The following is a 26,550-nucleotide window of genomic DNA, read 5'->3' as shown; positions in this document are numbered from 1 at the left end:
CGTGACCGCTATCACCTTGGCGATCACTTGAGGGGCCTGCCATGTCACATTCCGCCGAACCGCTGCCGATGATTGCCCGCCGCTCTGGCCCCTTGAAGGGCGAGGCGAAGATTCCCGGCGACAAGTCGATCAGCCACCGCGCGCTGATCCTTGGCGCGCTGTCGGTGGGCGAAACCCATATCACCGGCCTTCTGGAAGGGCAGGACGTGTTGGACACCGCCAAGGCCATGCAGGCTTTCGGCGCGCAGGTCGAGCGTCTGGGCGAGGGTGAGTGGAAAGTGAACGGTGTCGGCGTCGGCGGCTTCGCCGAGCCGGAAGGCGTCATCGATTGCGGTAATTCCGGCACCGGCGTCCGCCTGATCATGGGCGCGATGGCGACGACTCCGATCACCGCGACCTTTACCGGCGACGCCAGCCTCTCGCGCCGCCCGATGGGTCGCGTCACCGATCCGCTGGAGCTTTTCGGCTGCGAGGTCACGGCGCGCGAGGGCAAACGCCTGCCCGTGACGATCAAGGGCGCGGCAGAACCCGTCCCCGCCCGCTACAAGACCCCGGTCGCCAGCGCGCAGATCAAATCCGCCGTGCTGCTGGCCGGTCTGAACGCGCCGGGCCAGACCGTGGTGATCGAATCCGAGCCCACCCGCGACCATACCGAGCGCATGCTGGCCGGTTTCGGCGCGACCATCACCACCGAGGCGACGGATGAGGGCCGCGTCATCACCCTGACCGGCCGTCCCGAACTGAAACCTCAGCCCGTTGCCGTCCCGCGCGACCCGTCCAGCGCCGCCTTTCCGGTCGCCGCTGCGTTGCTCGTGCCGGGCTCGGAAATCCGTGTGCCGGGTGTCAGCCGCAACCCGACCCGCGACGGGCTTTATGTCACGTTGCTGGAAATGGGCGCGGACATCACCTTCGAGAACCCGCGCGAAGAGGGCGGTGAGCCCGTCGCCGACCTGCTGGTGCGCCACGGTCCGCTGAAAGGCGTGACCGTTCCGCCCGAGCGCGCCGCCAGCATGATCGACGAATTCCCGGTCCTCTCGGTGATCGCGGCATTCGCCGAGGGCACGACGGTGATGCAGGGCGTCCACGAGTTGCGCGTCAAGGAAAGCGACCGCATCGCCGCGATGGAAATCGGTCTGGTGGCCAACGGCGGGAAAGTCGAATCCACCGAGGACAGCATGACCGTCCACGGCACCGGGGGGCTGAAAGGCGGGGCAACGGCGGCGACCCATATCGACCACCGCATCGCCATGTCCTTCCTGGTCGCGGGTCTTGCCTCGGATCAGCCGATCAGCGTCGATGATGGCAGCCCGATTGCGACCTCGTTCCCGGACTTTCTGCCGCTGATGAAGGCGCTTGGCGCGGAGATCGCCTGAGCGCTCCGCGCCCGAAGGTTATCCCGTCTTTGCGACGGCGGGATAGCCGAGTGTAATCAGGCTGGTCCGGATCTCGTCAAGGATCGCGGGATCGTTGATCGTGGCGGGGGTCTTGAACTCGACCCCGTCAGCGATCTTCGTCATCGTGGCGCGCAGGATCTTTCCCGAGCGGGTCTTGGGCAGGCGTTTCACGACACAGGCCGTGCGGAACGCCGCGACGGGGCCAATGCGTTCTCGCACCAATTTCACGACCTCGGACACAATCTGAGCATGCGGCGTCTCGATTCCGGCCTTGAGGCAGAGCAGACCTAGCGGCATTTGTCCACGCAGTTCGTCCGCGATGCCGATCACCGCGCATTCGGCGACGGCGGCGTGGCTGGCCAGCACCTCCTCCATCGCGCCGGTGGACAGACGATGCCCCGCGACGTTGATCACGTCATCAGTGCGCGACATGACGTAAAGATAGCCGTCCTCGTCGATATAGCCCGCGTCGCCCGTCTCATAATAGCCGGGGAAGTGGTCGAGGTAGCTTTTGCGAAACCGCTCATTGGCATTCCACAGCGTGGGCAGCGTGCCGGGGGGCAGCGGCAGGCGAATGGCGATGGCCCCGAGCGTGCCGGAAGAGACCGGATCGCCCGCCTCGTCCAGCACCCGCACGTCATAGCCCGGCATCGGGACCGAGGGGCTGCCCAGCTTGATCGGCAGGGCCTCGATGCCAAGAGGGCTGGCGGCGATGGGCCAGCCGGTCTCGGTCTGCCACCAATTGTCGATAACCGGCACGCCCAGATGTTCCTGCGCCCATGCGACGGTCTCGGGATCGGCGCGCTCACCAGCTAGGAAGAGCGCCTGCAGGTCATGCAGCTTGTAGCGCTTGATCCATTTGCCCTCGGGGTCCTCGCGGCGGATGGCGCGCAGCGCGGTCGGGGCGGTGAAGAAGCTTTTGATGCGGTTGTTTTGGATCGTGCGCCAGAAGGTGCCGGGATGGGGCGTGCCGACGGGCTTGCCCTCATAGACGACGGTGGTGGCTCCGGCCAGAAGCGGACCGTAGCAGATGTAGCTGTGTCCCACGACCCAACCGACATCCGAGGCGGCCCAGAAGCGGTCACCGGCCTCGATGTTGAACACGTTCTTCATCGACCACTGCAGCGCGACCAGATGACCGGCGGTATGACGCACGACGCCCTTGGGCTGGCCGGTCGTGCCCGAGGTGTAAAGGATATAGGCGGGGTGGTTGCCCTCGACCGGAACGCATTCGGCGGGGCGGACGCCATATTGGAAGCCGTGCCAGTTGAAGTCTCGGCCCTCGACCAGCTTCGCCACCTCCTGCTCGCGCTGATAGATGACGCAGAATTCGGGCTTGTGGGCGGCCAGATCGATCGCCTGATCCAACAGCGGCTTGTAATGCACCACCCGGTCGGGCTCCAACCCGCAGGAGGCCGCGATCATCGCCTTGGGCGTACAATCGTCGATGCGGACGGCCAGTTCATGCGCGGCGAAACCGCCAAAGACGACGGAATGGATCGCGCCCAGCCGCGCGCAGGCCAGCATGGCGACGACGGCCTCGGGGATCATCGGCATATAGATGATGACGCGGTCGCCTTTTTCGACACCACGCATCCGCAAGGCACCGGCAAGCGAGGCGACGCGGTCCTGCAACTGGCGATAGGTGATGCCCTTGGTCGAAAGCGTCACGGGGCTTTCATGCATGATTGCGACCTGATCGCCGCGACCGGCCAAAACGTGGCGGTCGACCGCGTTCCAGCAGGCATTCACCATTCCGTCCGAGAACCATTCATAGAAAGGGGCGTTTTCGTCGAACAGCGCCTTCGAGGGTTTGCGGACCCAGTCGATCGCCTCGGCGGCCTGCATCCAGAAAGCCTCGGGGTCGGCCTTCCAAGCGCCGTAAACCTCGCGATAACCCATCCTCATTCCTCCTCCCAAAGGTGCGGAATGAATAATGCCCGCAGCGGGGCTGCGGGCAAGGAGGTTCTTGACTGAGCGTGTTGCGGTCGCGCGGCTTAACCGTAATGCCCGACCGGAGTGCCTGCGAGGGCACTCATGTTCAGCAGCCCGCGCGTGGTGACCGATTGCGTCACGATATGGGCGCGGTTGCCCATGCCCATCAGGATCGGGCCGACCTCAAGACCGGTCGCCTTCATCTTCAGCGCGTTGCGCACGCCCGAAGCCGCATCGGTATTGGCAAAGACCAGCACGTTCGCCGCGCCTTCCAGCCGCGAGTGGGGCATCAGGCGTTCGCGCACGGACGGGTCAAGCGCCGCGTCTATATGCATCTCGCCTTCGAAGACGAAATCCAGATTACGAGATTCGAGGATCTGCATCGCTTCACGCATACGCTTGCCGGAATCCGTATCCAGATTGCCGAATTGCGAGTGGCAGCACAGCGCGATCTTGGGCGTCAGGCCGAAGCGGCGGACATGGCGGGCCGCGCCGATGGTGATTTCGGCCAGTTGCTGCGGGGTAGGTTCGTGATGGACCTGCGTATCGGCGATGAACAGCGGGCCGTCTTCAAGGATCATCAGCGACAACGCGCCTTGCGGGCGCAGACCGTCACGGGCAAGCACCTGACTGATATAGTTCAGGTGCCAGTGATACTGCCCGAAGGTGCCGCAGATCAGGCTGTCGGCCTCATTGCGATGCACCATGACCGCGCCGATGGCGGTGGTGTTCGTCCGCATGATGGCGCGGGCGACCTCGGGGGTGACACCACGGCGGGCCATCAGTTCGTGATAGGTGCCCCAGTAGTCGCGGTAGCGCGGGTCGTTTTCGGGGTTCACGATCTCGAAGTCACGGCCGGGGCGGATCGGCAGACCAGCACGTTCGGCGCGCATCTCGATGACCTCGGGACGGCCGATCAGGATCGGCACATCGGTCGTCTCTTCAAGCATGGCATTGGCGGCGCGAAGCACGCGTTCGTCTTCGCCTTCGGCAAAGACGATGCGGCGGTTCACGGTCGCGGCAGCCTCGAAGACCGGACGCATGATCATGGCCGAGCGGAACACCGAGCCGTCAAGCTGGCGCTTGTACGCGTCCACATCGTCCAGCGGACGCGAGGCCACGCCGGTCTCCATCGCGGCCTTGGCCACGGCGGTGGAAACCACGCCGATCAGACGGGGGTCGAAGGGTTTCGGGATCAGGTAGTCGCTGCCGAAGGTCAGCGTTTCGCCGCGATAGGCCATGGCGGCTTCGGCTGAAGTCGTCGCACGGGCCAGCGCCGCGATTCCCTCGATACAGGCCAGTTGCATTTCATCGTTGATCGTGGTCGCGCCGACATCCAGCGCGCCGCGGAAGATGAAGGGGAAACACAGGACGTTGTTGACCTGGTTCGGATAGTCCGAGCGGCCCGTGGCGATGATCGCGTCGGGGGCGACCGAGCGGACGTCTTCGGGCAGGATTTCCGGCGTCGGGTTGGCCAGCGCAAAGACGATCGGGCGTTTGGCCATTTTGGCGACCATTTCGGTGGTCAGCACGCCGGGACCGGAAAGGCCAAGGAACAGGTCCGCGCCGTCGATCACGTCATCGAGCGTCCGCAAATCGCTTTTCTGGGCATATTCGGCCTTTTGCGGCGTCATCTGCTCGGTGCGGCCTTCGTAGACGAGACCCGCGATGTCGCAGAGCCAGACGTTCTCGCGCTTGACGCCCAGCTTCAACAGCATGTTGAGGCAGGCGATGCCAGCCGCGCCGCCGCCGGTCGAGACAACTTTGATCTCGTCGAATTTCTTGCCCGCGATCAGCAGGGCGTTGGTCGCGGCTGCGCCGACCACGATGGCCGTTCCGTGCTGGTCGTCGTGGAAGACCGGAATGTTCATCCGCTCGCGGCAGATCTTTTCGACGATGAAGCAATCGGGGGCCTTGATGTCCTCAAGGTTGATCGCGCCGAAGCTGGGCTCCATCGCACAGACGATCTCGGCCAGCTTTTCCGGATCGGGCTGGTCGAGTTCGATGTCGAAACAGTCGATATTGGCGAATTTCTTGAAAAGGACCGCCTTGCCTTCCATCACCGGCTTCGAGGCCAAGGCGCCGATATTGCCAAGCCCCAGAACCGCCGTGCCGTTCGAGACGACGGCGACAAGATTGCCGCGCGCGGTATAGCGGGCCGCGGTCGAAGGGTCTGCCTTGATCTCGAGGCAGGCTTCGGCCACGCCGGGGGAATATGCCCGGCTCAGGTCGCGTCCATTGGCAAGGGGCTTTGTCGCCCGAACCTCGAGTTTGCCGGGGCGGGGAAACTCGTGGTAATCCAGCGCGGCCTGTCTTGCGTTATCCTGCCTGCGTTCTTCCATGACGCGACCTCCTCTCAAGATGGTTCAGCGTTAAACTAATTTTGACGCGGCGAACAGGGGGCGCGCCTGAATGCCTTGGACTTGCAACACCAAGCGGTCGGGCGCAATGATGAAGGGGTGGATGACGCTGATGTGAAAGGTGGGACATGACGCTTCTTGATGCGGCGCGTGACGTGCGGGAGCGGGCATATGCGCCCTATTCCAGATTCAAGGTCGGTGCCGCCGTCCGAGGGGCCTCGGGTCAGATCTATCAGGGCTGCAATGTCGAGAATGTGGCTTATCCCGAAGGCACCTGCGCCGAGGCCGGTGCAATCGCGTTGATGATTGCCAGCGGCGAGACGGAACTGATTGAAGTCGCGGTGATTGCGGATAGTCCAAGCCCCGTGCCGCCTTGTGGCGGTTGCCGCCAGAAGCTGGCCGAATTCGGCAAGCATGACACACCGGTTCTGCTGGCCACGACCGCAGGCAAGACCTTGGCCACGACCATTGGCGAGTTGCTGCCGGGTCGTTTCGACATGACCCATATGTCGGGGATCGCATGACGATAGCCGATCCGCGTCCGGTTATTGCGGGGGTCCGCGACGGGCGCGGGCTGGACAAGGCTGGCGCGACCTTGATCGCGCGCGGTCTGGCCGATGGCTCGGTCAGCGATGCGCAGGCCGGAGCCTTTGCCATGGCCACGCTGCTGGCCGGTCTGGGCGAGGAGGGGCGCGTGGCTCTGACCTGCGCCATGCGCGATTCGGGGCGGGTTCTGCGCTGGGATCTGTCAGGACCGGTGGTCGATAAGCATTCCACCGGCGGCATTGGCGACACTGTCAGCCTTGTGCTTGCGCCGGTTCTCGCGGCGTGCGGGGCCTATGTGCCGATGATCTCGGGTCGGGGTTTGGGGCATACCGGCGGCACGCTGGACAAGCTTGAGGCGATCCCCGGTTTCCGCACAGCGCTGCCCGAGGACGGGTTCCGCAATGTCGTCGCCCATGTCGGTTGCGCGATCGTCGCTGCCGGACCGGATCTGGCCCCCGCAGATGCGCGCCTTTATGCGATCCGCGACGAATCCGCGACGGTGGGCTCGATTGACCTGATCACCGCTTCGATCCTGTCCAAGAAGCTGGCGGCTGGTCTGGATGCGCTGGTGTTGGACGTGAAACAGGGCTCGGGCGCTTTCCTGCGCTCGCCCGAGGCCGCGCTGGATCTGGCCCGAACCTTGGTCCGGACGGCGAACGGCGCGGGTTGCCTGACGCGGGCCTGTGTCACCGACATGGACCAACCTCTGGCCCGCGCCGCCGGAAACGCGCTGGAATTGCGCGAGGCTATGGCCGTGCTGAGCGGAGGGCAGGGCGCTTTGGCCGATCTGTCGCTGGCCTTGTCGCAATCCTGCCTGTCACTGGTCGGGCTGGACGGAGCGGAACATGCGCTGATCTCGGGGGCTGCCGCCGAACGCTTCGCCCGTATGGTTGCGGCACAGGGCGGGCCGACGGATCTGCTGGAGCGCCCCGACGCCTATCTGCCGCCCGCGCCGGTGATCCGGCCCATCCCTGCGGCGGGGCGCGTGGCCGCCATCGACACGGCGGCTTTGGGCCATGCGGTTGTGGCTTTGGGCGGGGGGCGTCTTCATGCCGCAGATCACATAGATCCTCGCGTTGGCCTTGCGGATTTGCTGCGTATCGGCCAAGAGGCGGGCGATGGGCGCCCTCTGGGTTTTGTCCATGCCGCCAGTGAGGCCGCAGCTGATGCGGCGGTCGCCACGGTGCAGGCCGCCTATCTGATGGGCGACGGGCCCGAGCCCGGCCCCTTGATCCGATGCGAGGTTTCGCCCGAATGACCGATCATGGCCAGCGACGAGCGTTTCTGATCGTCATGGATTCTGTCGGGATCGGCGGTGCGCCCGATGCCGGACAATTCTTCAACGGGGGCCTTCAGGATACCGGCGCGAATACCTTGGCCCATATCGCGCGGGCGCGTGATCTGCACCTGCCGCATCTGGACCGTCTGGGTCTGGGTGCTGCCGCGCTTCTGGCCAGTGGCGATGCGGTCGCGGGCCTTGGGGCCGATCCGCAAGGGCTATGGGGAGCCGCGACCGAGGTTTCGCGTGGCAAGGACACGCCCTCGGGGCATTGGGAAATCGCGGGCGTGCCTGTGCCTTGGGACTGGCATTATTTCCCCGACACCCGCCCCAGTTTTCCGCCGGATCTGTCCTTGCGCATCGCGCAAGCCGCGCGCACCGACGGGATATTGGGCAACGAACATGCCTCGGGGACCGAGATCATCGCACGCCTCGGGGCCGCGCATCTGCGGACGGGTTGGCCGATATGCTACACGTCGGCAGATAGCGTGCTACAGATCGCGGCACATGAAGACGCCTTCGGTCTTGATCGTCTGTACCGGCTTTGCGAGGACGTGGCCGCGATGGTCCATCCCATGCGCGTCGGTCGGGTGATCGCGCGGCCCTTTGTCGGGTCCGAGGGCAGCTTCACCCGCACCGCCAACCGCCGCGACTATGCGATTGCCGCCCCGGGTCAGACCATTCTGGATGCCGCTTATCAGGCTGGCCGTGCGACCCATGCCATTGGCAAGATTGGCGATATTTTCTCGCATCGCGGGATCGGCAAGCTGCATAAGGGCAAATCCGACGCCGATCTGGCCGAGCATCTGTTGCGCTTGGCCGACAAGGCGGAATCGGGCAGCCTGACATTCGCGAATTTCGTCGAGTTCGACAGTCTTTACGGTCACCGCCGCGACATTCAGGGCTATGCGCAGGCGCTGGAATGGTTCGATGGCATCGTTGGCCGCTTCCTTGCGCGGTTGCGTCCCGGAGATCTGGCGATTTTCACCGCCGATCATGGCAACGACCCTAGTTGGTCCGGCACCGATCACACGCGGGAGCGCGTTCCGGTACTGGGCTGGGGGCTTGGTCCGAAAGCCATCGGACTGGTCGGTTTCGTTGACATCGCGGCATCGGTCGCCGCGCATTTGCAGCTGGCTCCGGTGGGGCCGGGAAGGTCGTTCCTATGAAGTCGGTCAAGAAAGTCGAGCTGCACCTGCATCTTGAAGGTGCGGCTCCGCCCACATTCATCCGTGGAATGGCCGCCGAGAAGCATCAGCAGTTGCGGGGTGTTTTCGACGATCAGGGCCGCTACTCCTACGGTGATTTCAACGATTTCCTGCGCGTCTACGAGGCCGCGACCAGCGTCGTTCAGGGGCCTGCGGATTATGCGCGGCTGCTTTCGGCGGTGCTGAACGAATGTGGCGAGCAGGGGGCGATCTATGTCGAATTGTTCGTCTCGCCCGAATTCTGCGGCGGCGGTGATCTGTCCGCATGGCGCGACCATCTTGGTGCGATGGAAGAAGTCGCCAATGCCTATGCCCTGAGCGGTGTCGAAAGCCGCGCGGTATTGACCTGCATCCGCCATTACGGCCCGGAACTTGCGAAAAAGACGGCGATTTGCGCCGCCGAAACCGCCGGAGGCTGGGTCACGGGGCTTGGTCTGGCCGGAGCCGAAGATGTCGGCCAACCCAAGGATTTCGCATGGGCATTCGATTGCGCCCGCGAGGCGGGACTGGGACTGACGGCTCATGCCGGAGAATGGCGCGGGGCCCAATCCGTGCGCGATGCGCTGGATCTGGGCGTCACTCGCATCGGCCATGGCATCCGAGCCATCGAAGACCCCGAACTGGTCCGCGATCTGGCCGAGCGTGAAATTACCCTCGAGGTCTGCCCCGGATCGAATGTGGCTTTGGGCGTGGTGCGGGACTGGTCCAGTCATCCCATCGCGCGACTGGCCGATGCGGGGGTGCGCGTTACAGTCTCGACCGATGACCCGCCATTTTTCCATACCTCGCTGACACGCGAATACGACATGCTCGCAGACCGGTTCGGATGGTCGGAATCCGAATTCCGCCAGATGAACCTTTGGGCCGCCGAGGCCGCCTTCTGCGACACCGAAACCAAGGCACGCCTGAAACAGGAGCTATCATGAACCAACAGCATTTGACCGTCGTCGACCATCCGCTTGTTCAGCACAAGCTGACCCTGATGCGCGACAAGACCACCTCGACCGCCAGTTTCCGCCGCCTTCTGCGCGAGATCAGCCTGTTGCTTGCCTACGAAGTCACGCGCGAACTCGAGATGACGACGATCACCATCGAGACGCCGATGCAGGAAATGCAGGCCCCTTTGCTCGAGGGCAAGAAACTGGCGCTGATCTCGATCCTGCGGGCCGGAAACGGCCTGATGGACGGCATTCTGGAACTCATTCCGGCCGCGCGCGTGGGCTTTATCGGCCTGTACCGCGATCCCGAGACGCTGCAACCGGTCGAATATTACTGCAAGGTTCCCAAGGAACTGGATGCGCGCATGACGATTGTCGTCGATCCGATGCTGGCCACGGGTAATTCGTCGGTTGCGGCAATCGACATGTTGAAAAAGCAGGGCGCGAAGAACATCCGCTTCCTGTGCCTGCTTGCCTCGCCCGAAGGAGTCGCGCGTATGAAGGAAGTCCATCCCGATGTGCCGATCGTGACGGCATCTTTGGATGAGCGGTTGAACGATCACGGTTACATCGTTCCCGGTCTTGGAGATGCGGGCGACCGGATGTTTGGCACAAAATAGAGCTGCGTTAACCGCACGTTCAGCCCTGCTGCCTTATCCATGCGTCAGACAGGATTCGGGGGCTGGACGTGGAACGATTGCTTGGTTGGGTCTTATTGGGGGTGCTGGCGCCGGTCATGGCGCTGGCGGCTGGTTTGAAACCGGCCGAATCTCCGCCCGAGGATTTTGCGGGCAGGCAATATATCGACAGCAAGGGCTGCGTTTTCCTGCGGGAACAGGGCAATTGGACGGTGCGGGTCGCGCGCGACGGCAGTGCGATCTGCGGTTATCCTCCGACCCTTTCCGTGCGTGGTCTGGACGGTCGGCCCCGTCTGGCGGCTTTGGACCCCGATGCAGGCAAATCCCGCAGCCAGATCGTGAGCGAACACCTGTCGCGTTTGGTCCTGACCAATCTGCGGCCCGGCGAGCTGGCCAGCGATCCCCGACCCCTCGATACTTTGCCGGATATGGGACCGGAGCCAGCGCCGACGGCTCCGCTGGACGACCTGAAAGCGGCAATCCGCGCCGCGCCGGCCGTCCGCGCTAGCATGAGCCGCGAGATCCATCCGAACCTGCGTTTATGCAAGCTGCTCGGGCATGGTGGAAAACCTGCAGGCGATGCCGCGCGAGACCCGACTCAGGGCTTTTGTGACGGGCTGAAGCCGACCGATCTGTCGCGATTGGCCTTTGCGCGTCCGGTCAGCGCCAGCAAGGCTAAGCCCGTCAGCAAGATCGAGGTTGCGTCCAAGGTGGCACCCGCGCTCCCCACTAAGGTGCCAGCAAAGGATAATCCCAAGGCCGATGCGGTCGCCAAACCCAGAGAGCCCGCAAAAAAGGCCCAATCGGGCCCGACGAAACCGCGTCACATCCAGATCACTAGCTTCAAGGACAGCGCCGAGGGCGAAAAACTGGCGCGCAAGATCGCAGGCTTGGGCTTTCCGGTCCTGCGCGGTCGTCTGGCCGAAAGGGGTGCGGATACCAAAATCCTGCTGACGGGACCATTTGCCACCGACGATTCCGTGAACGAGGCGCTGCAGCGTTTGCGTAAGGCGGGTTTTGGCAACGCGGTCCCGCGCTGATCACTGATCGCAGATTTCCTGCAGCGCGGCCCAGTCCCTTTGGCCCAGAACCGGTTTCGGCGTGGCCGTTCGGAAGGGATCGGCCTCGATTAGGCCAAGAACGGCCTCGCCCGTAGGATCAAGGGCGCGGGCGTAAGGCTCGCTCGCAATTCCGGCGCGGGCGAAATAACCCAGAAGGTGCTCGTCTTCGGGGCGGGGCGGAGCCTTGGACAGCAGTGCCTCGCCGTAACCCGACAAGGCGTGCGGCGGCAGTTGGCCATTGGTCAGCAACTGGAAGGTCGCGCGCGTGCCGGCAAAACGCAGTGCCTCGAGCAGGGGATCGGCTTCGGCAGCGGCGGCCTGCGCGGCAAGGATGTGGCCTGCGGCGATCTCGGGTGTGGCCTCGCCCTGGATCATGTCTTCGCCGATGATCGTCAACGGGCCCGGCAGCCGCCGTGCCACATGCAGCGACACGGGCAGGACGGCGATATCGGCATCCGGTCCGATCAAGCGGGCCGCCAGCTTGTGGCGCACCATGTCTCCTGAGGGGCGCGAACAGCCCGAGCCGGTCGATTTCGCGATCTCGGCCAGAACCATACGTCCGATCTCGGCCCGTTGCGCCGGAGGAGCGATGTCGGTCGCGTGACGCAGCAGCGCGGGCGGGATCCATATCACCGCACCGATCGCCAGCAGGATCAGCGCTCCAAGCATGACCCAACCGCGCAAATGGCGGCTGGGTGGCCGGTTCGCCTCGATGACATTATGGACCTTTTCGATGGCCGAGATCATCAAATCGTCATCGACTTCCAGGTATTCGTCATCATCGATGCCGGGGGCGTATCTCGCCGGTGTGACCCCCGGGTTAAGTCGCGTGACCGCAGGCAAGGACCAATGCGTCAGCGGCACATCGGTTTTCGGGTCGGTCAGGACCAAGGTGGCGTCACCAAAGGAAATAATGACATCGCGCGGCTCGACCTTGGCAGTCTCGCGCCAGCTTCCTGCGGCTTCGAGCCGTTGATATTGGTTAAGCGCCGTCATTCCTGCGCCAGAACCCCCGCTGCACGATTTTGAGCATAGGCAACCATCAGAAACCGTCAACCGATGCGATCGTCGTGAACAGGGAATTTTTCGTGATTCTGTCGGGGGATGGAGGCGGTTCAGTCACAAATCGTTTCCGTTGCCCCGCGCGATCTGGCGAGAGGTGTTCGACCCGGACTGCCAGCTATCGGCAATCCGGGTCCATTCTGTCACACATTCTCGGGGACGGCGATGCCGCGTTGACGGGCAAGCTCGCGAATGCGGTTCTGCAGTTTCTCGAAGGCGCGAACCTCGATCTGGCGGATACGCTCGCGCGAGACGTCGTAACGGGCGGAAAGCTCCTCCAAGGTCATCGGATCGTCGCGTAGCCGCCGCTCCATCAGGATGTCCTTTTCGCGGTCGTTCAGCACATCCATCGCCGAGATCAGCATCTCGCGCCGTGCCGACATCTCGTCGGCCTCGGCAAAGGCTTCGGCCTGATTGGCATTGTCGTCCTCAAGCCAGTCCTGCCATTGCGCGGTGGATTCCCCGTCACCCGAGCCGACCGTCGCATTCAACGACGCGTCACCACCCGAGAGGCGGCGGTTCATGTCGATGACCTCTTTCTCGGAAACGTTCAGGTCATGTGCGATCTGCGTCACGTTCTCGGGGCGCAGATCGCCATCCTCGAGCGCGCCCAGCTTGGACTTGGCCTTGCGCAGGTTGAAGAACAGCTTCTTTTGCGCCGAGGTCGTGCCCATTTTCACCAGCGACCACGAGCGCAGGATATATTCCTGGATCGAGGCGCGGATCCACCACATCGCATAGGTCGCCAGCCGGAAGCCTTTTTCCGGATCGAAGCGTTTGACGGCCTGCATTAGACCGACATTGGCCTCCGAGATGACCTCGGCCTGCGGCAGGCCATAGCCGCGATAACCCATGGCGATCTTGGCGGCCAGCCGCAGGTGGCTGGTCACCAGACGCTTGGCGGCCTCGGGGTCTTCATGGTCCACCCAGGCCTTGGCCAGCATATATTCCTCTTCCGGCTCCAGCAGGGGAAACTTGCGGATCTCCTGTAGGTAGCGGTTAAGGCCCTGTTCGGGGCTGGGTGCCGGAAGGTTTGCGAAATTGGCCATCTTTAAATCCCTTTCCCGCGCTTCGGCGGGCCTGTCAGAACGCAATCATGGCGCGCCGGGTTCCGTGATGGAAGCACCGGCGGCGGGACCGCCACGCAATATCGTCAGCAGCTGCGCCATGTCGTCCGGCAGCGGGCTGGTAAAGGTCAGCATCTCGCCGCTGACCGGATGCAGGAAACCCAGCTCGGCGGCGTGCAGCGCCTGGCGCGGGAAAGCGGCCATCGCCGCCGCAGCATTCGCCCCAAGAACCTTGACCGAGGGCTTTCTTGATCCACCATAGACCGGGTCGCCGATCAGCCCCAGCCCCGCATAGGCCATATGCACGCGGATTTGATGGGTGCGTCCGGTTTCCAGCCGGCATTCGACAAGCATCGCCGAGGGTGGCGTGCCGAAGCTTTCGACCAGTTTGGCCCGCGTGACGGCATGGCGGCCCTGCTGGAAGCTGACCGCTTGACGTTGCCTGTCGCCGGGGTGGCGGCCAAGCATGGTGGTGATGCGCAGCACACCGCCGGGTTCGAACACGACGCCTTTCAAGCCGCCCAGACGCGAATCGCCCGCGTCGATCATGCCATGCGCGACGGCAAGATAGCGGCGGTGCGCCGAGTGATCGGCGAATTGTCGGGCCAGACCCTGATGGGCGCGGTCGGTCTTGGCGACCACCAGAAGCCCCGAGGTCTCCTTGTCGATCCGGTGGACGATGCCCGGACGCGCCGCCCCGCCAATGCCGGAAAGGCTGTCGGCGCAATGGGCGAGAAGCGCGTTGACCAACGTTCCGTTCGGAGCGCCGGGGGCAGGGTGGACGACCATTCCGGCAGGCTTGTCGATCACGATCAAATCGTCGTCTTCATAGGCGATGTTCAGGGGAATCGCCTCGGGCATGGCTTCAAGCGGCTCGGGATCGCCGATTTCGATGCGGTATTCTCCGGCTGCGCTTTTCGCTTTGCCGTCGGTGACCGGACCCGAAGGGCCGTGGACCGCGCCCTCGGTGATCAGTTTTGCGAGGCGCGAACGCGATAGCGCAGCCTCCTCTGGCGCGAGGCTGGCAAGGGCCTTATCAAGCCGGTCGGAAAGTCCCTCGGGGACGTGGATCAGGATTTCAGGCATGGCACGGGATGATAGGGCGGAACCGGGGGCTGAGGAAGCGCTGCCGATGTTGCGCTGGCTGCGAATCCTCGTGACCTCGCTGGCCGCGGTTATGGGAATTGGCGTGTTGGCGATCGTGGCGCTGCTCTGGTTGCGCCTTTCCGAGGCGCCGCTACCGGATTTGCCGGACCAGATCGTGTTGCCCGAAGGCGCGACCGCCGCCGCCGTCACATTCGCCCGCGACTGGATCGTGGTTGTGACGGAAGCGGGAGAGATCCTGCTATATGACCAACAGGGCCGATTGAAAGATCAGGCCTCGGTGCCCTGACCGCTTTTACCCTCAAGCGCGTCGAGGCGGGCCTGCAGGGCGGCGTTTTCGGCGCGGGCCTTGATCGCCATTTCGCGGACGGCCTCGAATTCCTCGCGGGTGACGAAGTCGCGTTCGGCCAGCCAGCGGTCGATCCAACTGTTGAACGCGGTTTGCGCTTCGTCCTTGGCGCCCTGCGCCACGCCCATGGCATTGGTCATCAATTTCGAGAGATCGTCGAATAAACGGTTGTTCGCGGTCATGGCGGGCCTTTCGGATATCGGTTTGTCCCTATATGGCCCCGACAAGGCCGCGGTTCAATCGGGCGGCGCATGTTGACACGCCCCGCCGCGCGGCTAGCCTGCGCCCCGGACGACGAGGAACCCATGATCCCCTTTCCCGACATTTCGCCCGAAATCTTCACCATCAACCTGTTCGGCATGGCCTTCTCGCTGCGCTGGTATGCGCTGGCCTATCTGATCGGGCTAATTGCCGGCTGGCGGATACTGGTCTGGCTGATGCGGCGTCCGGCGCTTTGGGGCGACCGTGCGCCGATGCGCCCCGAACAGGCCGAGGAATTGCTGACCTGGGTCGTTGTCGGCGTGGTCGCGGGCGGGCGGCTTGGCTTCGTGCTGTTCTATGAGCCGGCCTATTACCTGTCCAATCCCGGCCAGATCCTGCAGCTTTGGCACGGCGGTATGTCCTTTCACGGCGGTTTTCTGGGCGTCGTTCTGGCGTCGTGGATCTATTGCCGCAAGCACGAGATCGCCCCGCTGCGGCTGGCGGATGCGCTTGCCGTCGCCGCGCCGATCGGGCTGGGGCTGGGGCGCGTCGCCAATTTCATCAATGCCGAGCTATGGGGCCGACCGACCGATCTGCCTTGGGGCGTGATTTTTCCGGGTGAGGCGGCCCAGACCTGCGCAGGTGTGACCGGAGTCTGCGCCCGTCACCCGAGCCAGCTTTACGAGGCCGCGCTTGAAGGCGTCCTGTTGCTGTTCGTGCTGGTTTTGCTGGTCCGCAGGGGCGGGTTGCGGCGTCCGGGACTGGCGTTGGGGACATTCGTGATGGGCTACGGCCTGTCGCGCTTTGTCGTCGAGTTTTTCCGGCAGGCCGATGCGCAGTTCATTACGCCAGACAATCCGCTGGGCCATGTCGTCGGAGGCGCGGTCTGGGGCCTTAGCATGGGGCAGCTTCTGTCCCTGCCTATGGTGCTGATCGGACTGGCTTTTGTGATCTATGCGCGGAGGCGGCCGCAGGTCGGACAGGTGGCCGCATGACGCCGCTCGGGCGGCTGATCGCCTCGCGTATCCGGCTGACGGGGCCGATGCGGCTGGATGAATATATGCAGCTTTGCCTGCTGCATCCCGAACATGGCTATTACGCGACCCGCGATCCCTTTGGCGCGGCGGGGGATTTCACCACCGCTCCGGAAATCAGCCAGATGTTCGGCGAGATGGTCGGGCTTGCGTTGGCTCAGGCCTGGCTGGATCAGGGGGCGCCGAAGCCCTTTACCTTGGCCGAGATCGGGCCGGGGCGGGGGACGCTGATGGCCGATATCCTGCGCACGATCCGGATCGTGCCGGGTATGATTGAAGCGGCCGAAGTCACGCTGATCGAGGCCTCGGCGCATTTGCGTCAGATGCAGCGCAAGAAGTTGGGCCAGATCACCCATCTGGACAACGCGGCCGACCTTCCGGCGCAACCCTTGTTTCTGGTCGCGAACGAGTTCTTCGATGCGCTTCCGATCAAGCAATATCAACGTGTTGCGCAGGGCTGGTCCGAACGGATCGTGGCCTTGGACCCCGATGGACAGCTGACGCTTGGACTTGCGGCGCCCGAGGCAGGGGCCGCCGCTCCCGAGGGCGAAATCCGCGAGCTGTGCCCGGGCGCCGCGCCTGTTGCGGCCGAAATTGCGGGCCGGATCGCGGCGTTCGGCGGCTGTGCCATCATGCTTGATTACGGAAACTGGAACGGAAAAGGCGATAGTTTTCAAGCGCTTCGCGAGCACCTTCCCGAAGATCCATTGGCCCATCCGGGCGAAGCGGATCTGACGGCGCATGTCGATTTTCTGCCTTTGGCGATGACGGCGCAAAGGGTGGGGGCAATGTCTTCGCGGATGATCACGCAAGGCGAATGGCTGGGGCGGTTGGGCATCGCCGCGCGGGCCGAGCGTTTGGCGCAGGCCGGAGATGCTGGCGCCATGGCCGCGCTTCATCGCTTGACCGCGCCAGAGGAAATGGGTCAGCTATTCAAAGTTCTGGCGTTCTGGGTGCCCAATGCTCCGGTGCCGCCCGGTTTCGATCCCTTGGAGCCTCATGCACACGACGCTTGAAATCCTGACCCACCCGCTGCTCGAACCCGTGCGGCATGGCTTCTTTACCCGCAAGGGCGGCGCGTCCTCGGGGCTGTTTGCAGGGCTGAACTGCGGCTACGGCTCGAGCGATCAGGGCGAGATCGTGACGATCAACCGCAGTCGGGTCGCGGATGCCATGGGCGTGGCCCCGAACCGCATGGCGACGGTGCATCAGGTCCATTCGCCGGATGTCGCTGTGCTGCGCGCGGGCGATGAACCAATTGATTTTTCAAAGATTCGTGTCGATGGCATCGTGACCGACCAGCAGGGAATCGCGCTGGCGGTTCTGACGGCGGATTGCCAGCCGATCCTGCTGGCCGATCCCGAGGCGGGTGTGATCGGTGCGGTCCATGCCGGTTGGCGCGGCGCGCTGTCGGGCGTGATCGAGGCGGCGGTCGGGGCGATGACCGATCTGGGCGCGACCCGAATCCGTGCCGTCATCGGGCCGTGCATCAGCCAGAAAGCCTATGAGGTCGGCAATGAATTCATGGAGGAAGTGCTGGCGGAAGACGCGGATCACCACCGTTTCTTTGCAGGCGGACCGAATGGCAAGCCGATGTTCGATCTGCCCGGATTCGGCTTGATGCGGTTGCGCGAAGCGGGTGTCGAAGCCGAATGGACGCGGCATTGCACCTATAGCGAACCGGACCGGTTCTTCTCGTATCGCCGCACCACCCATAACCACGAGGCGGATTACGGACGGCTGATTTCGGTCATCCGGCTTTGATGCAACGGGTGCGTTCGCCCGTCATGCAACGTCCGGAGCAACTATCTGATATTGAAGAAAAACGTCCTGTGGCAGACGTACACAGCCCGTACACTGCCTGTACACCGCGCGTCGGACAAGAGTGATGCCCGCGCTGGTGGAAATCGCGAGGGCTTTGGTCCTGCTGCTGGTGCCGCTGGCGGCGTGGCGTTTGGGATTTTCCTACAGCGACTGGGCGGCTTTGGCGCTGGTGGCGCTGGGCGTGGCGATCTGGCTGGGGGTGTACCGGCCCAGATTATCGCGCAGGCGCGCAGAGCTGGAGGTGGTGGTCATCCCCGGCTCGGCGCTGGGGCATTGGTTCACCGGAAGGATGGGGGCGGGGCTGACGGCTGGGGCCTCGGTGCTGGTCGGCGTGCCGGTTCTGGCATGGGTCGCGTTGCGTTCGCCGCCGTTGGTCATCGCGGTACTGCTGGCGCTTTGCGTCGTGGCGGGGCTGCTGAGCCAATGGGCCATCCGCGTGCTTGGGCGCAGCCTGACGCCCCCTTTCGCGCGGGTCATGGGACATGGGATCGGTAGCACGGTGGCGGCTTTGCTGGCGCTGTTGCCACTGGTCTGGCTGAACTGGGCGGTGATTGCGGTCCCGCACGAGATCACCTCGGTCGGCTTGTCCGAGGCGGTCGCCGCGCAGATCGCGCAATTGCCGCCGCGCGCCGGCTGGCTGCGCGAGGGGCTGGGGTTGTTCGCGGCACTCGACGGGGCGAAGCTGTGGCTGGCCGCGCAGCATCGCGAGGCGCTGTGGGTCGGGCTGATCTTCAGCGTCGATGCGGCGCTGGTCTCGTTCGTGGTCGCGCGCAGTTTCGTCGCGGTGATGGAGTTCGGTCGGTTGATCTCGGGTCGGGACGAATGAAACGGCAGCACCTGTTCGCGCGCAGTTTCTGGGCGGTGATCGGGCTGCTGGCCGTCATCGTCATCGGGCTGTCCGTGCTGGCCGCGATGCGCGATCATCCGGTCGTGGCGCGCATCATCCCGCCCGCGCCGCGCGAGATCCCGCAATCCCGCATCGAGGCGATGATCCGCGACGCCGGAGAGGCGGCCTATCAGGCGCAGGCCGCGCGGCTGGACCAGTTGTTGGCGGCAGCTTACGCGCCCGTCTATGCGGGCATCCCCTCCTATGCCGAGTTCCATTACAGCGTGCTGGGCGAATATACCGAACTCGGCTCGGCGGCTTTGGGCCAGATGGGCGATGCGATGGAATCGCGGCTGTTTCCCGATCTGGCCGCGGGCCTAGGCAAGGTCGCCGACGATCTGGATGCGGGATTTCTGGCCAGTTTCACGGCGCGGCTGGATCAGCAGATCCAGACCGAGTTGCAGGGCGCGGGCGCGGGAATCGCGCTTGGCGATGTGACGCGCAGTATCCAGCAGGATGCGATCAACCGCGTGGCCATCACCGCTCCGGTGGCGGTGGCGATGACGGTTGCGGCAAAGCCCGCGATCAAGGCGGTGGCGGCGACCATGGCCAAGAAAATGGCGACCAAGGTCGCCAGCAAGGCCGCAGCCAAGGGCGCGGTCAAGGCGACCGGAATCGGGGGCGGCGCGGCGACCGGCGCGGCGGTGTGTTCGCCCGGAGGACCGATTGCCAGTGTGATCTGCGGGGCAGGGGCGGCGGCGGTGATCTGGTTCGGCGCGGATGCGGCCATCGTGAATATCGACGAATATTTCAACCGCGACGATTTCGAGACCGAATTGCACGGCATGATCGACCAGAACCACGCCGAGGTGAAGGCGCGGTTGCTGGCGATGCTGAACGAAAAGCGGGTCGCGACCGAGGATTTCACCTTCAGTCAGGCGGCAAGCGGCGACTAGCTTGCGGCGGCGCGTTGCTCGACCACGGAAAACGGCACGCCCGGTTCGGATTTGGCGCAGCGGATCACAAGGCTGGTCTTGACCGAAGCCACGTTCGGGGCCGAGGTCAGGCATTCGGTCAGGAAGCGCTGGAAGCTGGGCAGGTCGGGCGAGACGCATTTCAGGATGAAGTCGATCTCGCCATTCAGCATGTGGCATTCGCGGACCAGCGGCCATTCGCGGGCCAGAGCCTCGAACGCAGCGAGGTCTTTTTCCGACTGGCTGACCAGACGCACGCTGGCAAAAACCTGCACATCGAAGCCCAGTTCATGCGCGTTGATGTCGGCGTGATAGCCGGTGATGAAGCCCGCTTCCTCGAGCGCGCGGACGCGGCGCAGGCAGGGCGGGGCCGAGATGCCGACACGGCGGGCCAGTTCGACATTGGTCATGCGACCGTCGGACTGAAGCTCGGCTAGGATTTTGCGGTCGATCTCGTCCAGTCGGGCGGCGCTCATTCTATTCCTCTTGGGCCTTGTATTTGCCCGAAACCTTGCCGGAAGCTATCTTGCCGGGTCCGGTTGCGCAATATTATTTCCGCCGACGCGGTTGCCTTGCGGGTGCATTGCATGACGCGGCGGGGGTGATTACCTAGGGCGCGAAACGCGAAAGGTCCAGTTCCCATGTCCCACGCCCCCGTAGATTCGGCCCCCGCAACCCTTCCGTCGCACACCCGTGTGCTGATCGTCGGCTCGGGTCCGGCCGGTTACACCGCCGCTGTCTATGCCTCGCGCGCGATGCTGTCGCCGGTGCTGATCCAAGGCATGCAGCCGGGCGGGCAGCTGACCATCACCACGGAAGTCGAGAACTGGCCGGGTGAAACCGAGATCCAGGGCCCCGACCTGATGGTCAAGATGGAGGCCCATGCCAAGGCGATGGGCGCGGGCATCTTTATCGACACCGTGACCAAGCTGGACCTGCAGGTGCGGCCTTTTGTCGCCGAGCTGGATTCGGGTGCGAAAATCACCGCTGACGCCGTGATTCTGGCGACTGGCGCACAGGCGCGCTGGCTGGGCCTGGATTCGGAAGAGAAGTTCAAGGGCTTTGGCGTCTCGGCCTGCGCGACCTGCGACGGGTTCTTCTATCGGGGCCGCGAGGTCGTGGTGCTGGGTGGCGGCAACACCGCCGTCGAGGAAGCCCTGTTCCTGACCAATTTCGCGAGCAAGGTGACGCTGGTCCACCGCCGCGACAGCCTGCGTGCCGAGAAGATCCTGCAGGACCGTCTGTTCAAGCATCCCAAGGTCGAGATCATCTGGGATCACGAGATGGCCGAAGTGCAAGGGACCGAAGCACCCTTGGGCGTGACCGGCGTGCGTCTGCGCAACGTCAAGACCGGCGCCGAGCAGGTCGTGGGCGCGGATGGCGTGTTCGTGGCGATCGGCCATGCGCCGTCCTCGGAACTGGTCAAGGATCAGCTGGAACTGCATCACGGCGGCTATGTGAAGGTCGAGGCGGGCACGACCCGCACCTCGATTCCCGGCGTTTTTGCTGCGGGCGATCTGACGGATCATGTTTATCGTCAGGCGGTGACCTCGGCGGGTATGGGCTGCATGGCGGCGCTGGATGCCGAGCGCTATCTGGCCGAGCATCACATGGCCGGTGCGCCCAACGTGGATGTGGCCGAAATTCCCGCCTGATCTGCGGTTCAGGATTGCGAGGGCCGGGGCATTTGTCCCGGCCTTTTGCATGGGCGGTTGAAAGGCGGGCGCGGGCTGGTCAATCTGGCCGCAGCATTCCAAACGTCGAGAAGCCGATGACCCTGCCCAATCTCGTCCCGATTCCGGAACTTTACGTCAGCCCCGAGGCCGCCGACCGGCTGAAGTCCGAGGCGGGGAACCTGCCCTCATGGGATCTGACGGCGCGGCAGGTCTGCGATCTGGAACTGCTGATGAATGGCGGGTTCTTTCCGCTGAAAGGCTTCCTGACCGAGGCGGATTACAATGGCGTGCTTAAGGAAATGCGGCTGGGCTCGGGCTATCTGTGGCCGATGCCGATCACGCTGGATGTCAGCCAAAGCTTTGCCGACGGGATCGAGACGGGGCAGGATATTGCGCTGCGCGATCCCGAGGGGGTGATCCTTGCCATCCTGTCGGTTACCGACAAATGGAATCCCGACAAATCGCGCGAGGCCGAGATGGTCTTTGGCGCGGATGACGAGGCGCATCCTTCGGTGCATTACCTGCATCATGTCGCGGGGCCGGTCTATCTGGGCGGCAAGATCAAGGGGTTGCAGGCCCCCACGCATTACGATTTTCGGGCGCGGCGGGACAGTCCGAACGAGCTGCGCAGCCATTTCCGCAAGCTGGGCTGGCGGCGGGTGGTGGCGTTCCAGACCCGCAATCCGTTGCACCGCGCGCATCAGGAACTGACCTTTCGCGCCGCACGCGCGACGCAGGCCAATCTGCTGATCCATCCGGTCGTGGGCATGACGAAGCCGGGCGATGTGGACCACTTCACCCGCGTCCGCTGCTACGAGGCGGTGCTGGACAAATATCCCCATTCGACGACGCATCTGAGCCTGCTGAACCTTGCCATGCGGATGGCTGGCCCGCGCGAGGCGGTCTGGCATGGCATCATCCGGCGCAATCACGGGTTGACCCATATGATCGTCGGGCGCGACCACGCGGGGCCCGGCAAGAACAGCAAGGGCGAGGATTTCTACGGCCCCTACGAGGCGCAGGACATGTTCCGCCGCCATCAGGAGGAAATCGGCGTCGAAATGGTCGATTTCAAGCATATGGTCTATGTGCAGGAGCGCGCCCAATACGAGCCCGCCGACGAGATCGGGGACGGGGTGACGGTGCTGAATATCTCGGGGACCGAGTTGCGCCGCCGCTTGCGCGAGGGTTTGGACATTCCCGAATGGTTCAGCTTCCCCGAGGTGGTGACGCAATTGCGCCGGACCTCTCCGGCGCGCAGCCAGCAGGGGTTCACGGTGTTTTTCACCGGCCTGTCGGGGTCGGGGAAATCGACCATCGCCAATGCGTTGATGGTCAAGCTGATGGAGATGGGCGGGCGTCCGGTGACGCTGCTGGACGGCGATGTGGTCCGGAAGCACCTGTCGAGCGAGTTGGGCTTTTCGAAAGAGCATCGCGATATCAACATCAGGCGCATCGGCTATGTCGCATCTGAGATCACCAAGAATGGCGGTATCGCGATCTGTGCGCCGATCGCGCCCTATGCAGCGACGCGACGTGCCGTGCGCGACATGGTCGAGGATTACGGGGCCTTCATCGAGGTGCATGTGGCGACCTCGGTCGAGGAATGCGAGCGGCGCGACCGCAAGGGGCTTTATGCCTTGGCGCGGGCGGGCAAGATTACCGAGTTCACCGGTATCTCGGACCCCTATGAAGCGCCGCAGAACCCCGAATTGCGCATCCAGACCGAAGGGTTCGATGTCGATTACGCGGCGCAGCAGGTCTTGCTGAAACTGGAATCCATGGGGTTGATCGGCGCTGAATAGCGCGTGAACGCGGGGGCGGCGGCGTTGACCGGCACGCCCCCTTCGCCTATCGCGGTGACAAATCAGCATAAGGTGCGCAGATGACCGAGCCGGTTCTCATCCTGACCATGAAATGGGGCACGATCTACGGGGCCGATGACGTGAACCGGCTTTACCGGCAGGTGAAGCGCCACCTTGCCCGCCCGCACCGGTTCATCTGCTTCACCGACGATCCCAAGGGCATCGATTCCGGCGTCGAGGCGATGCCTTTGCCGGAACTGGGGCTGCCACAGGGGCATGGCGACACGCGCTGGCGCAAGCTTGCGCTGCACCGGCCCGATCTGGGCGGGCTGACCGGCATGACCGCCCTGTTCATGGATCTGGATCTGGTGGTCGTGGACGATCTGTCGCCGTTTTTCGATCTGCCGGGCGATTTCTTCATCATCCGCGACGACGATCTGTTCCGGCCCAAACCTCTGCGCAAGATCAATCCCGGTCGCGACCGTTTCCTGAATTCGGTCGGGAATTCCTCGGTGTTCCGCTACGAGGTCGGGGCGCATAGCTATATCCTTGACGCCTATCTCGCCGATCCCAAGGCCGCGACCTCGAATTTCGAGATCAGCCAACAGTTCCAGAGCGCGCAGCTCGCCGCGCATGGCAACCTGCATTACTGGCCCAAGGAATGGTGCGTCAGCTTCAAGAACGACTGCGTGCCGCGCAATCTACTGAGCTATTTCAGCGATCCGAAACTGCCCGAGGGGGCGCGGATCGTGCTGTTCGCGGGCGCGCCCAAGATGGAGGACGTGTTCAGCGGTCAGGGCGACAAATGGTATCGCCGCATCGGCAATATCGACTGGCTGCGCAAGGCGTGGCAGGGATGATCGGCGCGGCCTTCCGGCGCTGGAAACATGCGCGTCGCATCCGTCTGGCCGAATCCGAGATCATGGCGCGCGATCTTTCTGCGCGTCCGCATGGTCTGAACGCGCCACTGGTCATCAGCCTGACCAGCTATCCGCCGCGTTTTGCCAGTCTGCATCTGGTGCTGCGCTCGCTTCTTGCGCAGACGGTGCGGGCGGATCGGGTCATCGTGTGGCTGGACGAGGGCGATCAGGACCAATTGCCGCAATCCTGCCGCTTGAGCGGGGTCGAGATTCGGATCTGCCCGAAATGGCGGTCCTACAAGAAGATCATCCCGACGCTGCTTGAAGCGCCCGACGCCTATATCGTGACGGCGGATGATGACATCTATTACGAAAGCGACTGGCTGGAGGCTTTGCTGGACCATGCCGATGCGGGGGTGGTGTGTCACCGCGCCCACCGCGTCACGCTGCTGGACGGGCAGGTGCGCAGTTATGACGACTGGCAGCGTAATATCGGCAGTCCGGATTGTTCTGGTCTGATCTTTCCGACCGGAGTCGGTGGCGTGCTTTACGCGCCGGGGGTTTTCCATCCCGATGTGACCGATGCCGAGCAATTCCAGAAGCTTGCGCCTATGGCCGATGATGTCTGGCTGTACTGGATGCACCGCTTGGCGGGGTCGCGTCCGGCCAAGATCGGCGGGCGCTTCCGCATTACGGAATGGCCGGGCACGCAGGCGCAAAACCTGCGTGCGACCAATCTTGCGGGCGATGGCAATGACCGCGCGGTGCGCGCGATGCTGGAGCGCTACGGCTTTCCGCAGGGCTAGGCGGGTTACTTCACCCCGACCATCACATCCGAAGCCTTGATCACCGCCGAGGCTTTGCTGCCGACCGTCAGACCCAGTTCCGCCACAGCGTAATTGGTGATCGAGGCGGTGATGGTGGTGCTGCCGATGTCGATGCGGACATGGCTGGTGACGGCACCCTTGACGATCTCGGTCACGGTGCCGTCAAGGATGTTGCGGGCGCTGAGCTTCATGATTCCCTCCTGCAAGCTGCGCTGACAGGGTGGCCGGATCGGGACGGTCGGTAAAGTGTCCCAAGGGGGAAATCGCCGACCGTTTTTGTCCGAGTTGACGCATTCATCCGCGTTTGTAATCGTGACGGGGTTTTAACCGCTACTTTCTGGGAGGAATCATGCAGACTCTGCTGACTGGGAATGTAACGAAACTGGGTGCGGCTCTCGCGTCCTGCGCCTTGCTCGCCGCCTGCGCCACGCCCGAAGAAAAATCCGTCGCCAATCCGAACCACCTGACCGTCACCGTCGCCGATGGAAATCTGACCGGTTCCTACAATCCGGCGGGATTCGATTCCGAAACGGTGCAGCAGGTGCTGGGCAATAGCTGCGTCGGTGGAAAGGTGGCGACCTATTCCGAAGCCCCCGGCGAAGACGGCCTGACCAGCTTTACCGCGACCTGCGTGGGCGGGACCAAGGAAACCAGCGGCACGGTCACCCTGCAGCGCGCCGTGACCGAACCTGCCGCCGAGACAACGACGGCTCCTCCGGCCTAGGTCCGGTAGCCGCGTCGCCGCTTCGCTTGAGACGGGCGGCGACGCGATTGGCGGTCAGTGGACGCTGACCGGCTCTAGTTCGTTCTGGCGGGCCAGCATGAAGGCCATGTCGCGGTCCTTGACCAGCGCAAGGCGTTCCCCGTCGATGCCATGGACGGCGTATAGGGCGTCGGCATCGGGAACCTGACGGCGCACGTCCTCGGGCAGCGACTGCATCTCGACGCGGCGGATATAGACGATATTGCCCGTCGCCTCGGTGTTGAATTCGAATTTCTCGTTCATCTGCGATCCCCTTTCATTTGCGGCTGATCGGTATGGTCTGCACGATGCTGTCAGGGACTGAGCGGCGCAGGTCGATGTTCAGAAGGCCGTTTTCCAGCCCTGCCGACACCACCTCGACCCCGTCGGCCAGCACGAAGCTGCGCTGGAAGGCACGGGCGGCGATGCCGCGATGCAGGAAGACGCGGCCCTCTTCGGTTTCGGCCTGACGGCCACGAATCACCAGTTGCCGGTCCTCGAGCGTGAGGGACAGGTCGTCATCGGAAAACCCCGCCACAGCAAGGGTGATGCGGAATCCGTTCGGACCCTGGTGTTCGATGTTATAGGGCGGATAGCCCTCGGCACCTTTGGCGGCGCGCTCGGCCAGACGTTCAAGCTGATCGAATCCCAGCAGGAACGGATGAGCGGCCAAACTGATCTTGGTCATATACCCAAGCCCTTTGCATCAAAGCGACTGTCGGCCGAACCCCAGAATGGCGATCCGGCAGGTTCAATATGTGGGCGGGGTAGTTGCTGCGCAAGACCCGTGTCAGCAAGCCCATTAACACCGGCGGGGCGCTGGGGTATAACACCCGCAGT

The 26,550-nt window shown here is 63.9% G+C and carries 28 protein-coding genes; 18 read left to right on the top strand and 10 right to left on the bottom strand.

Going from position 1 to position 26,550, the window contains the following annotated elements:
• Positions 1-41 precede the first annotated feature (41 nt).
• Complete coding sequence (aroA, locus tag GL286_RS00695; protein WP_155093638.1) at positions 42-1,373, top strand: 3-phosphoshikimate 1-carboxyvinyltransferase; 1,332 nt, start codon at positions 42-44, stop codon at positions 1,371-1,373.
• 18 nt (positions 1,374-1,391) lie between these two features.
• On the opposite strand, the gene GL286_RS00690 is transcribed toward aroA, so the two are convergent.
• Together GL286_RS00690 and GL286_RS00685 are read right to left on the bottom strand one after the other, a co-directional pair.
• Positions 1,392-3,296 (bottom strand): propionyl-CoA synthetase, encoded by a 1,905-nt coding sequence (locus GL286_RS00690; RefSeq protein WP_155093637.1) that lies wholly within the window; start codon positions 3,294-3,296, stop codon positions 1,392-1,394.
• A gap of 95 nt (positions 3,297-3,391) precedes the next feature.
• A complete protein-coding gene (locus tag GL286_RS00685; RefSeq protein ID WP_155093636.1) occupies positions 3,392-5,671 on the bottom strand; it encodes an NADP-dependent malic enzyme in 2,280 nt (759 codons plus the stop codon).
• Between the two features lie 146 nt (positions 5,672-5,817).
• On the opposite strand from GL286_RS00685, the gene GL286_RS00680 reads away from it, so the two are divergent.
• From GL286_RS00680 to GL286_RS00655, 6 genes are all read left to right on the top strand, one after another.
• Positions 5,818-6,213: a cytidine deaminase gene (locus GL286_RS00680; RefSeq protein WP_155093635.1), complete on the top strand. Its 396-nt coding sequence runs from the start codon at positions 5,818-5,820 to the stop codon at positions 6,211-6,213.
• Positions 6,210-7,493 carry a thymidine phosphorylase gene (locus GL286_RS00675; protein ID WP_155093634.1) on the top strand — a complete coding sequence of 428 codons (1,284 nt, stop codon included), beginning with the start codon at positions 6,210-6,212 and terminating at the stop codon, positions 7,491-7,493. The genes GL286_RS00680 and GL286_RS00675 overlap by 4 nt, the downstream gene beginning before the upstream one ends.
• On the top strand, positions 7,490-8,683 hold the full coding sequence (locus GL286_RS00670) for a phosphopentomutase (protein ID WP_155093633.1): 1,194 nt from the start codon (positions 7,490-7,492) through the stop codon (positions 8,681-8,683). The genes GL286_RS00675 and GL286_RS00670 overlap by 4 nt, the downstream gene beginning before the upstream one ends.
• On the top strand, positions 8,680-9,648 hold the full coding sequence (locus GL286_RS00665) for an adenosine deaminase (protein WP_155093632.1): 969 nt from the start codon (positions 8,680-8,682) through the stop codon (positions 9,646-9,648). The genes GL286_RS00670 and GL286_RS00665 overlap by 4 nt, the downstream gene beginning before the upstream one ends.
• Positions 9,645-10,280 (top strand): uracil phosphoribosyltransferase, encoded by a 636-nt coding sequence (gene upp, locus GL286_RS00660; RefSeq protein ID WP_155093631.1) that lies wholly within the window; start codon positions 9,645-9,647, stop codon positions 10,278-10,280. Before GL286_RS00665 ends, upp begins: the two co-directional genes overlap by 4 nt.
• A 68-nt stretch (positions 10,281-10,348) precedes the next feature.
• Entirely contained in the window at positions 10,349-11,338 is a 990-nt protein-coding gene (locus GL286_RS00655) for an SPOR domain-containing protein (protein ID WP_343038799.1), read from the top strand.
• Here GL286_RS00655 and GL286_RS00650 read toward each other — a convergent pair whose 3' ends face one another.
• The 3 genes from GL286_RS00650 to GL286_RS00640 form a co-directional block, all read right to left on the bottom strand.
• Positions 11,339-12,355: a hypothetical protein gene (locus tag GL286_RS00650; protein WP_155093630.1), complete on the bottom strand. Its 1,017-nt coding sequence runs from the start codon at positions 12,353-12,355 to the stop codon at positions 11,339-11,341.
• Positions 12,356-12,564: 209 nt separating this feature from the next.
• Positions 12,565-13,470 carry an RNA polymerase sigma factor RpoH gene (gene rpoH / locus GL286_RS00645; protein ID WP_155093629.1) on the bottom strand — a complete coding sequence of 302 codons (906 nt, stop codon included), beginning with the start codon at positions 13,468-13,470 and terminating at the stop codon, positions 12,565-12,567.
• Positions 13,471-13,515: 45 nt separating this feature from the next.
• Positions 13,516-14,574, bottom strand: coding sequence for an RluA family pseudouridine synthase (locus GL286_RS00640; RefSeq protein WP_155093628.1), 1,059 nt, complete (start codon positions 14,572-14,574; stop codon positions 13,516-13,518).
• Here GL286_RS00640 and GL286_RS00635 point away from each other — a divergent pair.
• A complete protein-coding gene (locus tag GL286_RS00635) occupies positions 14,573-14,881 on the top strand; it encodes a DUF6476 family protein (protein ID WP_246184792.1) in 309 nt (102 codons plus the stop codon). The two genes, GL286_RS00640 and GL286_RS00635, sit on opposite strands and share 2 nt — an antisense overlap.
• Here the strand turns inward: GL286_RS00635 and GL286_RS00630 are convergent.
• Positions 14,863-15,123: an accessory factor UbiK family protein gene (locus GL286_RS00630; RefSeq protein ID WP_155093627.1), complete on the bottom strand. Its 261-nt coding sequence runs from the start codon at positions 15,121-15,123 to the stop codon at positions 14,863-14,865. The two genes, GL286_RS00635 and GL286_RS00630, sit on opposite strands and share 19 nt — an antisense overlap.
• A 123-nt stretch (positions 15,124-15,246) precedes the next feature.
• Between GL286_RS00630 and lgt the strand changes: the two genes are divergently transcribed.
• The 5 genes from lgt (at position 15,247) to GL286_RS00605 (ending at position 19,782) form a co-directional block, all read left to right on the top strand.
• Complete coding sequence (gene lgt, locus GL286_RS00625) at positions 15,247-16,137, top strand: prolipoprotein diacylglyceryl transferase (RefSeq protein WP_155093626.1); 891 nt, start codon at positions 15,247-15,249, stop codon at positions 16,135-16,137.
• Positions 16,134-17,192 carry a class I SAM-dependent methyltransferase gene (locus tag GL286_RS00620; protein WP_155093625.1) on the top strand — a complete coding sequence of 353 codons (1,059 nt, stop codon included), beginning with the start codon at positions 16,134-16,136 and terminating at the stop codon, positions 17,190-17,192. Before lgt ends, GL286_RS00620 begins: the two co-directional genes overlap by 4 nt.
• On the top strand, positions 17,176-17,940 hold the full coding sequence (gene pgeF / locus GL286_RS00615; RefSeq protein ID WP_155093624.1) for a peptidoglycan editing factor PgeF: 765 nt from the start codon (positions 17,176-17,178) through the stop codon (positions 17,938-17,940). The genes GL286_RS00620 and pgeF overlap by 17 nt, the downstream gene beginning before the upstream one ends.
• 124 nt (positions 17,941-18,064) lie before the next feature.
• Positions 18,065-18,826 (top strand): hypothetical protein, encoded by a 762-nt coding sequence (locus tag GL286_RS00610; protein WP_155093623.1) that lies wholly within the window; start codon positions 18,065-18,067, stop codon positions 18,824-18,826.
• Positions 18,823-19,782 (top strand): hypothetical protein, encoded by a 960-nt coding sequence (locus GL286_RS00605; protein ID WP_155093622.1) that lies wholly within the window; start codon positions 18,823-18,825, stop codon positions 19,780-19,782. Before GL286_RS00610 ends, GL286_RS00605 begins: the two co-directional genes overlap by 4 nt.
• On the opposite strand, the gene GL286_RS00600 is transcribed toward GL286_RS00605, so the two are convergent.
• Positions 19,779-20,276, bottom strand: coding sequence for an Lrp/AsnC family transcriptional regulator (locus GL286_RS00600; protein WP_155093621.1), 498 nt, complete (start codon positions 20,274-20,276; stop codon positions 19,779-19,781). The two genes, GL286_RS00605 and GL286_RS00600, sit on opposite strands and share 4 nt — an antisense overlap.
• Positions 20,277-20,441: 165 nt before the next feature.
• On the opposite strand from GL286_RS00600, the gene trxB reads away from it, so the two are divergent.
• The 4 genes from trxB to GL286_RS00580 all read left to right on the top strand — a co-directional run bounded on the left by trxB (position 20,442) and on the right by GL286_RS00580 (position 24,947).
• On the top strand, positions 20,442-21,455 hold the full coding sequence (gene trxB / locus GL286_RS00595) for a thioredoxin-disulfide reductase (protein ID WP_155093620.1): 1,014 nt from the start codon (positions 20,442-20,444) through the stop codon (positions 21,453-21,455).
• A 116-nt stretch (positions 21,456-21,571) separates the two neighbouring features.
• Complete coding sequence (locus tag GL286_RS00590; protein ID WP_155093619.1) at positions 21,572-23,281, top strand: bifunctional sulfate adenylyltransferase/adenylylsulfate kinase; 1,710 nt, start codon at positions 21,572-21,574, stop codon at positions 23,279-23,281.
• A gap of 80 nt (positions 23,282-23,361) precedes the next feature.
• Positions 23,362-24,141: a hypothetical protein gene (locus GL286_RS00585; RefSeq protein ID WP_155093618.1), complete on the top strand. Its 780-nt coding sequence runs from the start codon at positions 23,362-23,364 to the stop codon at positions 24,139-24,141.
• Positions 24,087-24,947 (top strand): glycosyltransferase family A protein, encoded by an 861-nt coding sequence (locus GL286_RS00580; RefSeq protein ID WP_246184791.1) that lies wholly within the window; start codon positions 24,087-24,089, stop codon positions 24,945-24,947. The genes GL286_RS00585 and GL286_RS00580 overlap by 55 nt, the downstream gene beginning before the upstream one ends.
• Positions 24,948-24,952: 5 nt before the next feature.
• Here GL286_RS00580 and GL286_RS00575 read toward each other — a convergent pair whose 3' ends face one another.
• Positions 24,953-25,159, bottom strand: a complete 207-nt coding sequence (locus GL286_RS00575) for a TOBE domain-containing protein (protein WP_155093617.1) — start codon at positions 25,157-25,159, stop codon at positions 24,953-24,955.
• A gap of 158 nt (positions 25,160-25,317) precedes the next feature.
• Here GL286_RS00575 and GL286_RS00570 point away from each other — a divergent pair, with 158 nt between their 5' ends.
• On the top strand, positions 25,318-25,692 hold the full coding sequence (locus GL286_RS00570) for a hypothetical protein (RefSeq protein ID WP_155093616.1): 375 nt from the start codon (positions 25,318-25,320) through the stop codon (positions 25,690-25,692).
• 54 nt (positions 25,693-25,746) lie between these two features.
• On the opposite strand, the gene GL286_RS00565 is transcribed toward GL286_RS00570, so the two are convergent.
• Both GL286_RS00565 and GL286_RS00560 read right to left on the bottom strand, forming a co-directional pair.
• Positions 25,747-25,974, bottom strand: coding sequence for a DUF1150 family protein (locus tag GL286_RS00565; protein WP_155093615.1), 228 nt, complete (start codon positions 25,972-25,974; stop codon positions 25,747-25,749).
• 13 nt (positions 25,975-25,987) lie between these two features.
• Complete coding sequence (locus GL286_RS00560; RefSeq protein ID WP_155093614.1) at positions 25,988-26,398, bottom strand: Hsp20 family protein; 411 nt, start codon at positions 26,396-26,398, stop codon at positions 25,988-25,990.
• Positions 26,399-26,550: the final 152 nt, after the last annotated feature.

This window comes from Paracoccus aestuariivivens, from assembly GCF_009711225.1.
GTDB lineage: Bacteria > Pseudomonadota > Alphaproteobacteria > Rhodobacterales > Rhodobacteraceae > Paracoccus > Paracoccus aestuariivivens.
This window is presented reverse-complemented; position numbering and strand designations above follow the sequence as displayed.

What these genes read in the sequence shown, in the direction of transcription:
- aroA (WP_155093638.1), top strand. Translation starts at nt 42, where the DNA reads ATGTCACATTCCGCCGAACCGCTGCCGATGATTGCCCGCCGCTCTGGC.
- GL286_RS00690 (WP_155093637.1), bottom strand. Translation starts at nt 3,296, where the DNA reads ATGGGTTATCGCGAGGTTTACGGCGCTTGGAAGGCCGACCCCGAGGCT.
- GL286_RS00685 (WP_155093636.1), bottom strand. Translation starts at nt 5,671, where the DNA reads ATGGAAGAACGCAGGCAGGATAACGCAAGACAGGCCGCGCTGGATTAC.
- GL286_RS00680 (WP_155093635.1), top strand. Translation starts at nt 5,818, where the DNA reads ATGACGCTTCTTGATGCGGCGCGTGACGTGCGGGAGCGGGCATATGCG.
- GL286_RS00675 (WP_155093634.1), top strand. Translation starts at nt 6,210, where the DNA reads ATGACGATAGCCGATCCGCGTCCGGTTATTGCGGGGGTCCGCGACGGG.
- GL286_RS00670 (WP_155093633.1), top strand. Translation starts at nt 7,490, where the DNA reads ATGACCGATCATGGCCAGCGACGAGCGTTTCTGATCGTCATGGATTCT.
- GL286_RS00665 (WP_155093632.1), top strand. Translation starts at nt 8,680, where the DNA reads ATGAAGTCGGTCAAGAAAGTCGAGCTGCACCTGCATCTTGAAGGTGCG.
- upp (WP_155093631.1), top strand. Translation starts at nt 9,645, where the DNA reads ATGAACCAACAGCATTTGACCGTCGTCGACCATCCGCTTGTTCAGCAC.
- GL286_RS00650 (WP_155093630.1), bottom strand. Translation starts at nt 12,355, where the DNA reads ATGACGGCGCTTAACCAATATCAACGGCTCGAAGCCGCAGGAAGCTGG.
- rpoH (WP_155093629.1), bottom strand. Translation starts at nt 13,470, where the DNA reads ATGGCCAATTTCGCAAACCTTCCGGCACCCAGCCCCGAACAGGGCCTT.
- GL286_RS00635 (WP_246184792.1), top strand. Translation starts at nt 14,573, where the DNA reads ATGGCACGGGATGATAGGGCGGAACCGGGGGCTGAGGAAGCGCTGCCG.
- GL286_RS00640 (WP_155093628.1), bottom strand. Translation starts at nt 14,574, where the DNA reads ATGCCTGAAATCCTGATCCACGTCCCCGAGGGACTTTCCGACCGGCTT.
- GL286_RS00630 (WP_155093627.1), bottom strand. Translation starts at nt 15,123, where the DNA reads ATGACCGCGAACAACCGTTTATTCGACGATCTCTCGAAATTGATGACC.
- lgt (WP_155093626.1), top strand. Translation starts at nt 15,247, where the DNA reads ATGATCCCCTTTCCCGACATTTCGCCCGAAATCTTCACCATCAACCTG.
- GL286_RS00620 (WP_155093625.1), top strand. Translation starts at nt 16,134, where the DNA reads ATGACGCCGCTCGGGCGGCTGATCGCCTCGCGTATCCGGCTGACGGGG.
- pgeF (WP_155093624.1), top strand. Translation starts at nt 17,176, where the DNA reads ATGCACACGACGCTTGAAATCCTGACCCACCCGCTGCTCGAACCCGTG.
- GL286_RS00610 (WP_155093623.1), top strand. Translation starts at nt 18,065, where the DNA reads ATGCCCGCGCTGGTGGAAATCGCGAGGGCTTTGGTCCTGCTGCTGGTG.
- GL286_RS00605 (WP_155093622.1), top strand. Translation starts at nt 18,823, where the DNA reads ATGAAACGGCAGCACCTGTTCGCGCGCAGTTTCTGGGCGGTGATCGGG.
- GL286_RS00600 (WP_155093621.1), bottom strand. Translation starts at nt 20,276, where the DNA reads ATGAGCGCCGCCCGACTGGACGAGATCGACCGCAAAATCCTAGCCGAG.
- trxB (WP_155093620.1), top strand. Translation starts at nt 20,442, where the DNA reads ATGTCCCACGCCCCCGTAGATTCGGCCCCCGCAACCCTTCCGTCGCAC.
- GL286_RS00590 (WP_155093619.1), top strand. Translation starts at nt 21,572, where the DNA reads ATGACCCTGCCCAATCTCGTCCCGATTCCGGAACTTTACGTCAGCCCC.
- GL286_RS00585 (WP_155093618.1), top strand. Translation starts at nt 23,362, where the DNA reads ATGACCGAGCCGGTTCTCATCCTGACCATGAAATGGGGCACGATCTAC.
- GL286_RS00580 (WP_246184791.1), top strand. Translation starts at nt 24,087, where the DNA reads ATGGTATCGCCGCATCGGCAATATCGACTGGCTGCGCAAGGCGTGGCA.
- GL286_RS00575 (WP_155093617.1), bottom strand. Translation starts at nt 25,159, where the DNA reads ATGAAGCTCAGCGCCCGCAACATCCTTGACGGCACCGTGACCGAGATC.
- GL286_RS00570 (WP_155093616.1), top strand. Translation starts at nt 25,318, where the DNA reads ATGCAGACTCTGCTGACTGGGAATGTAACGAAACTGGGTGCGGCTCTC.
- GL286_RS00565 (WP_155093615.1), bottom strand. Translation starts at nt 25,974, where the DNA reads ATGAACGAGAAATTCGAATTCAACACCGAGGCGACGGGCAATATCGTC.
- GL286_RS00560 (WP_155093614.1), bottom strand. Translation starts at nt 26,398, where the DNA reads ATGACCAAGATCAGTTTGGCCGCTCATCCGTTCCTGCTGGGATTCGAT.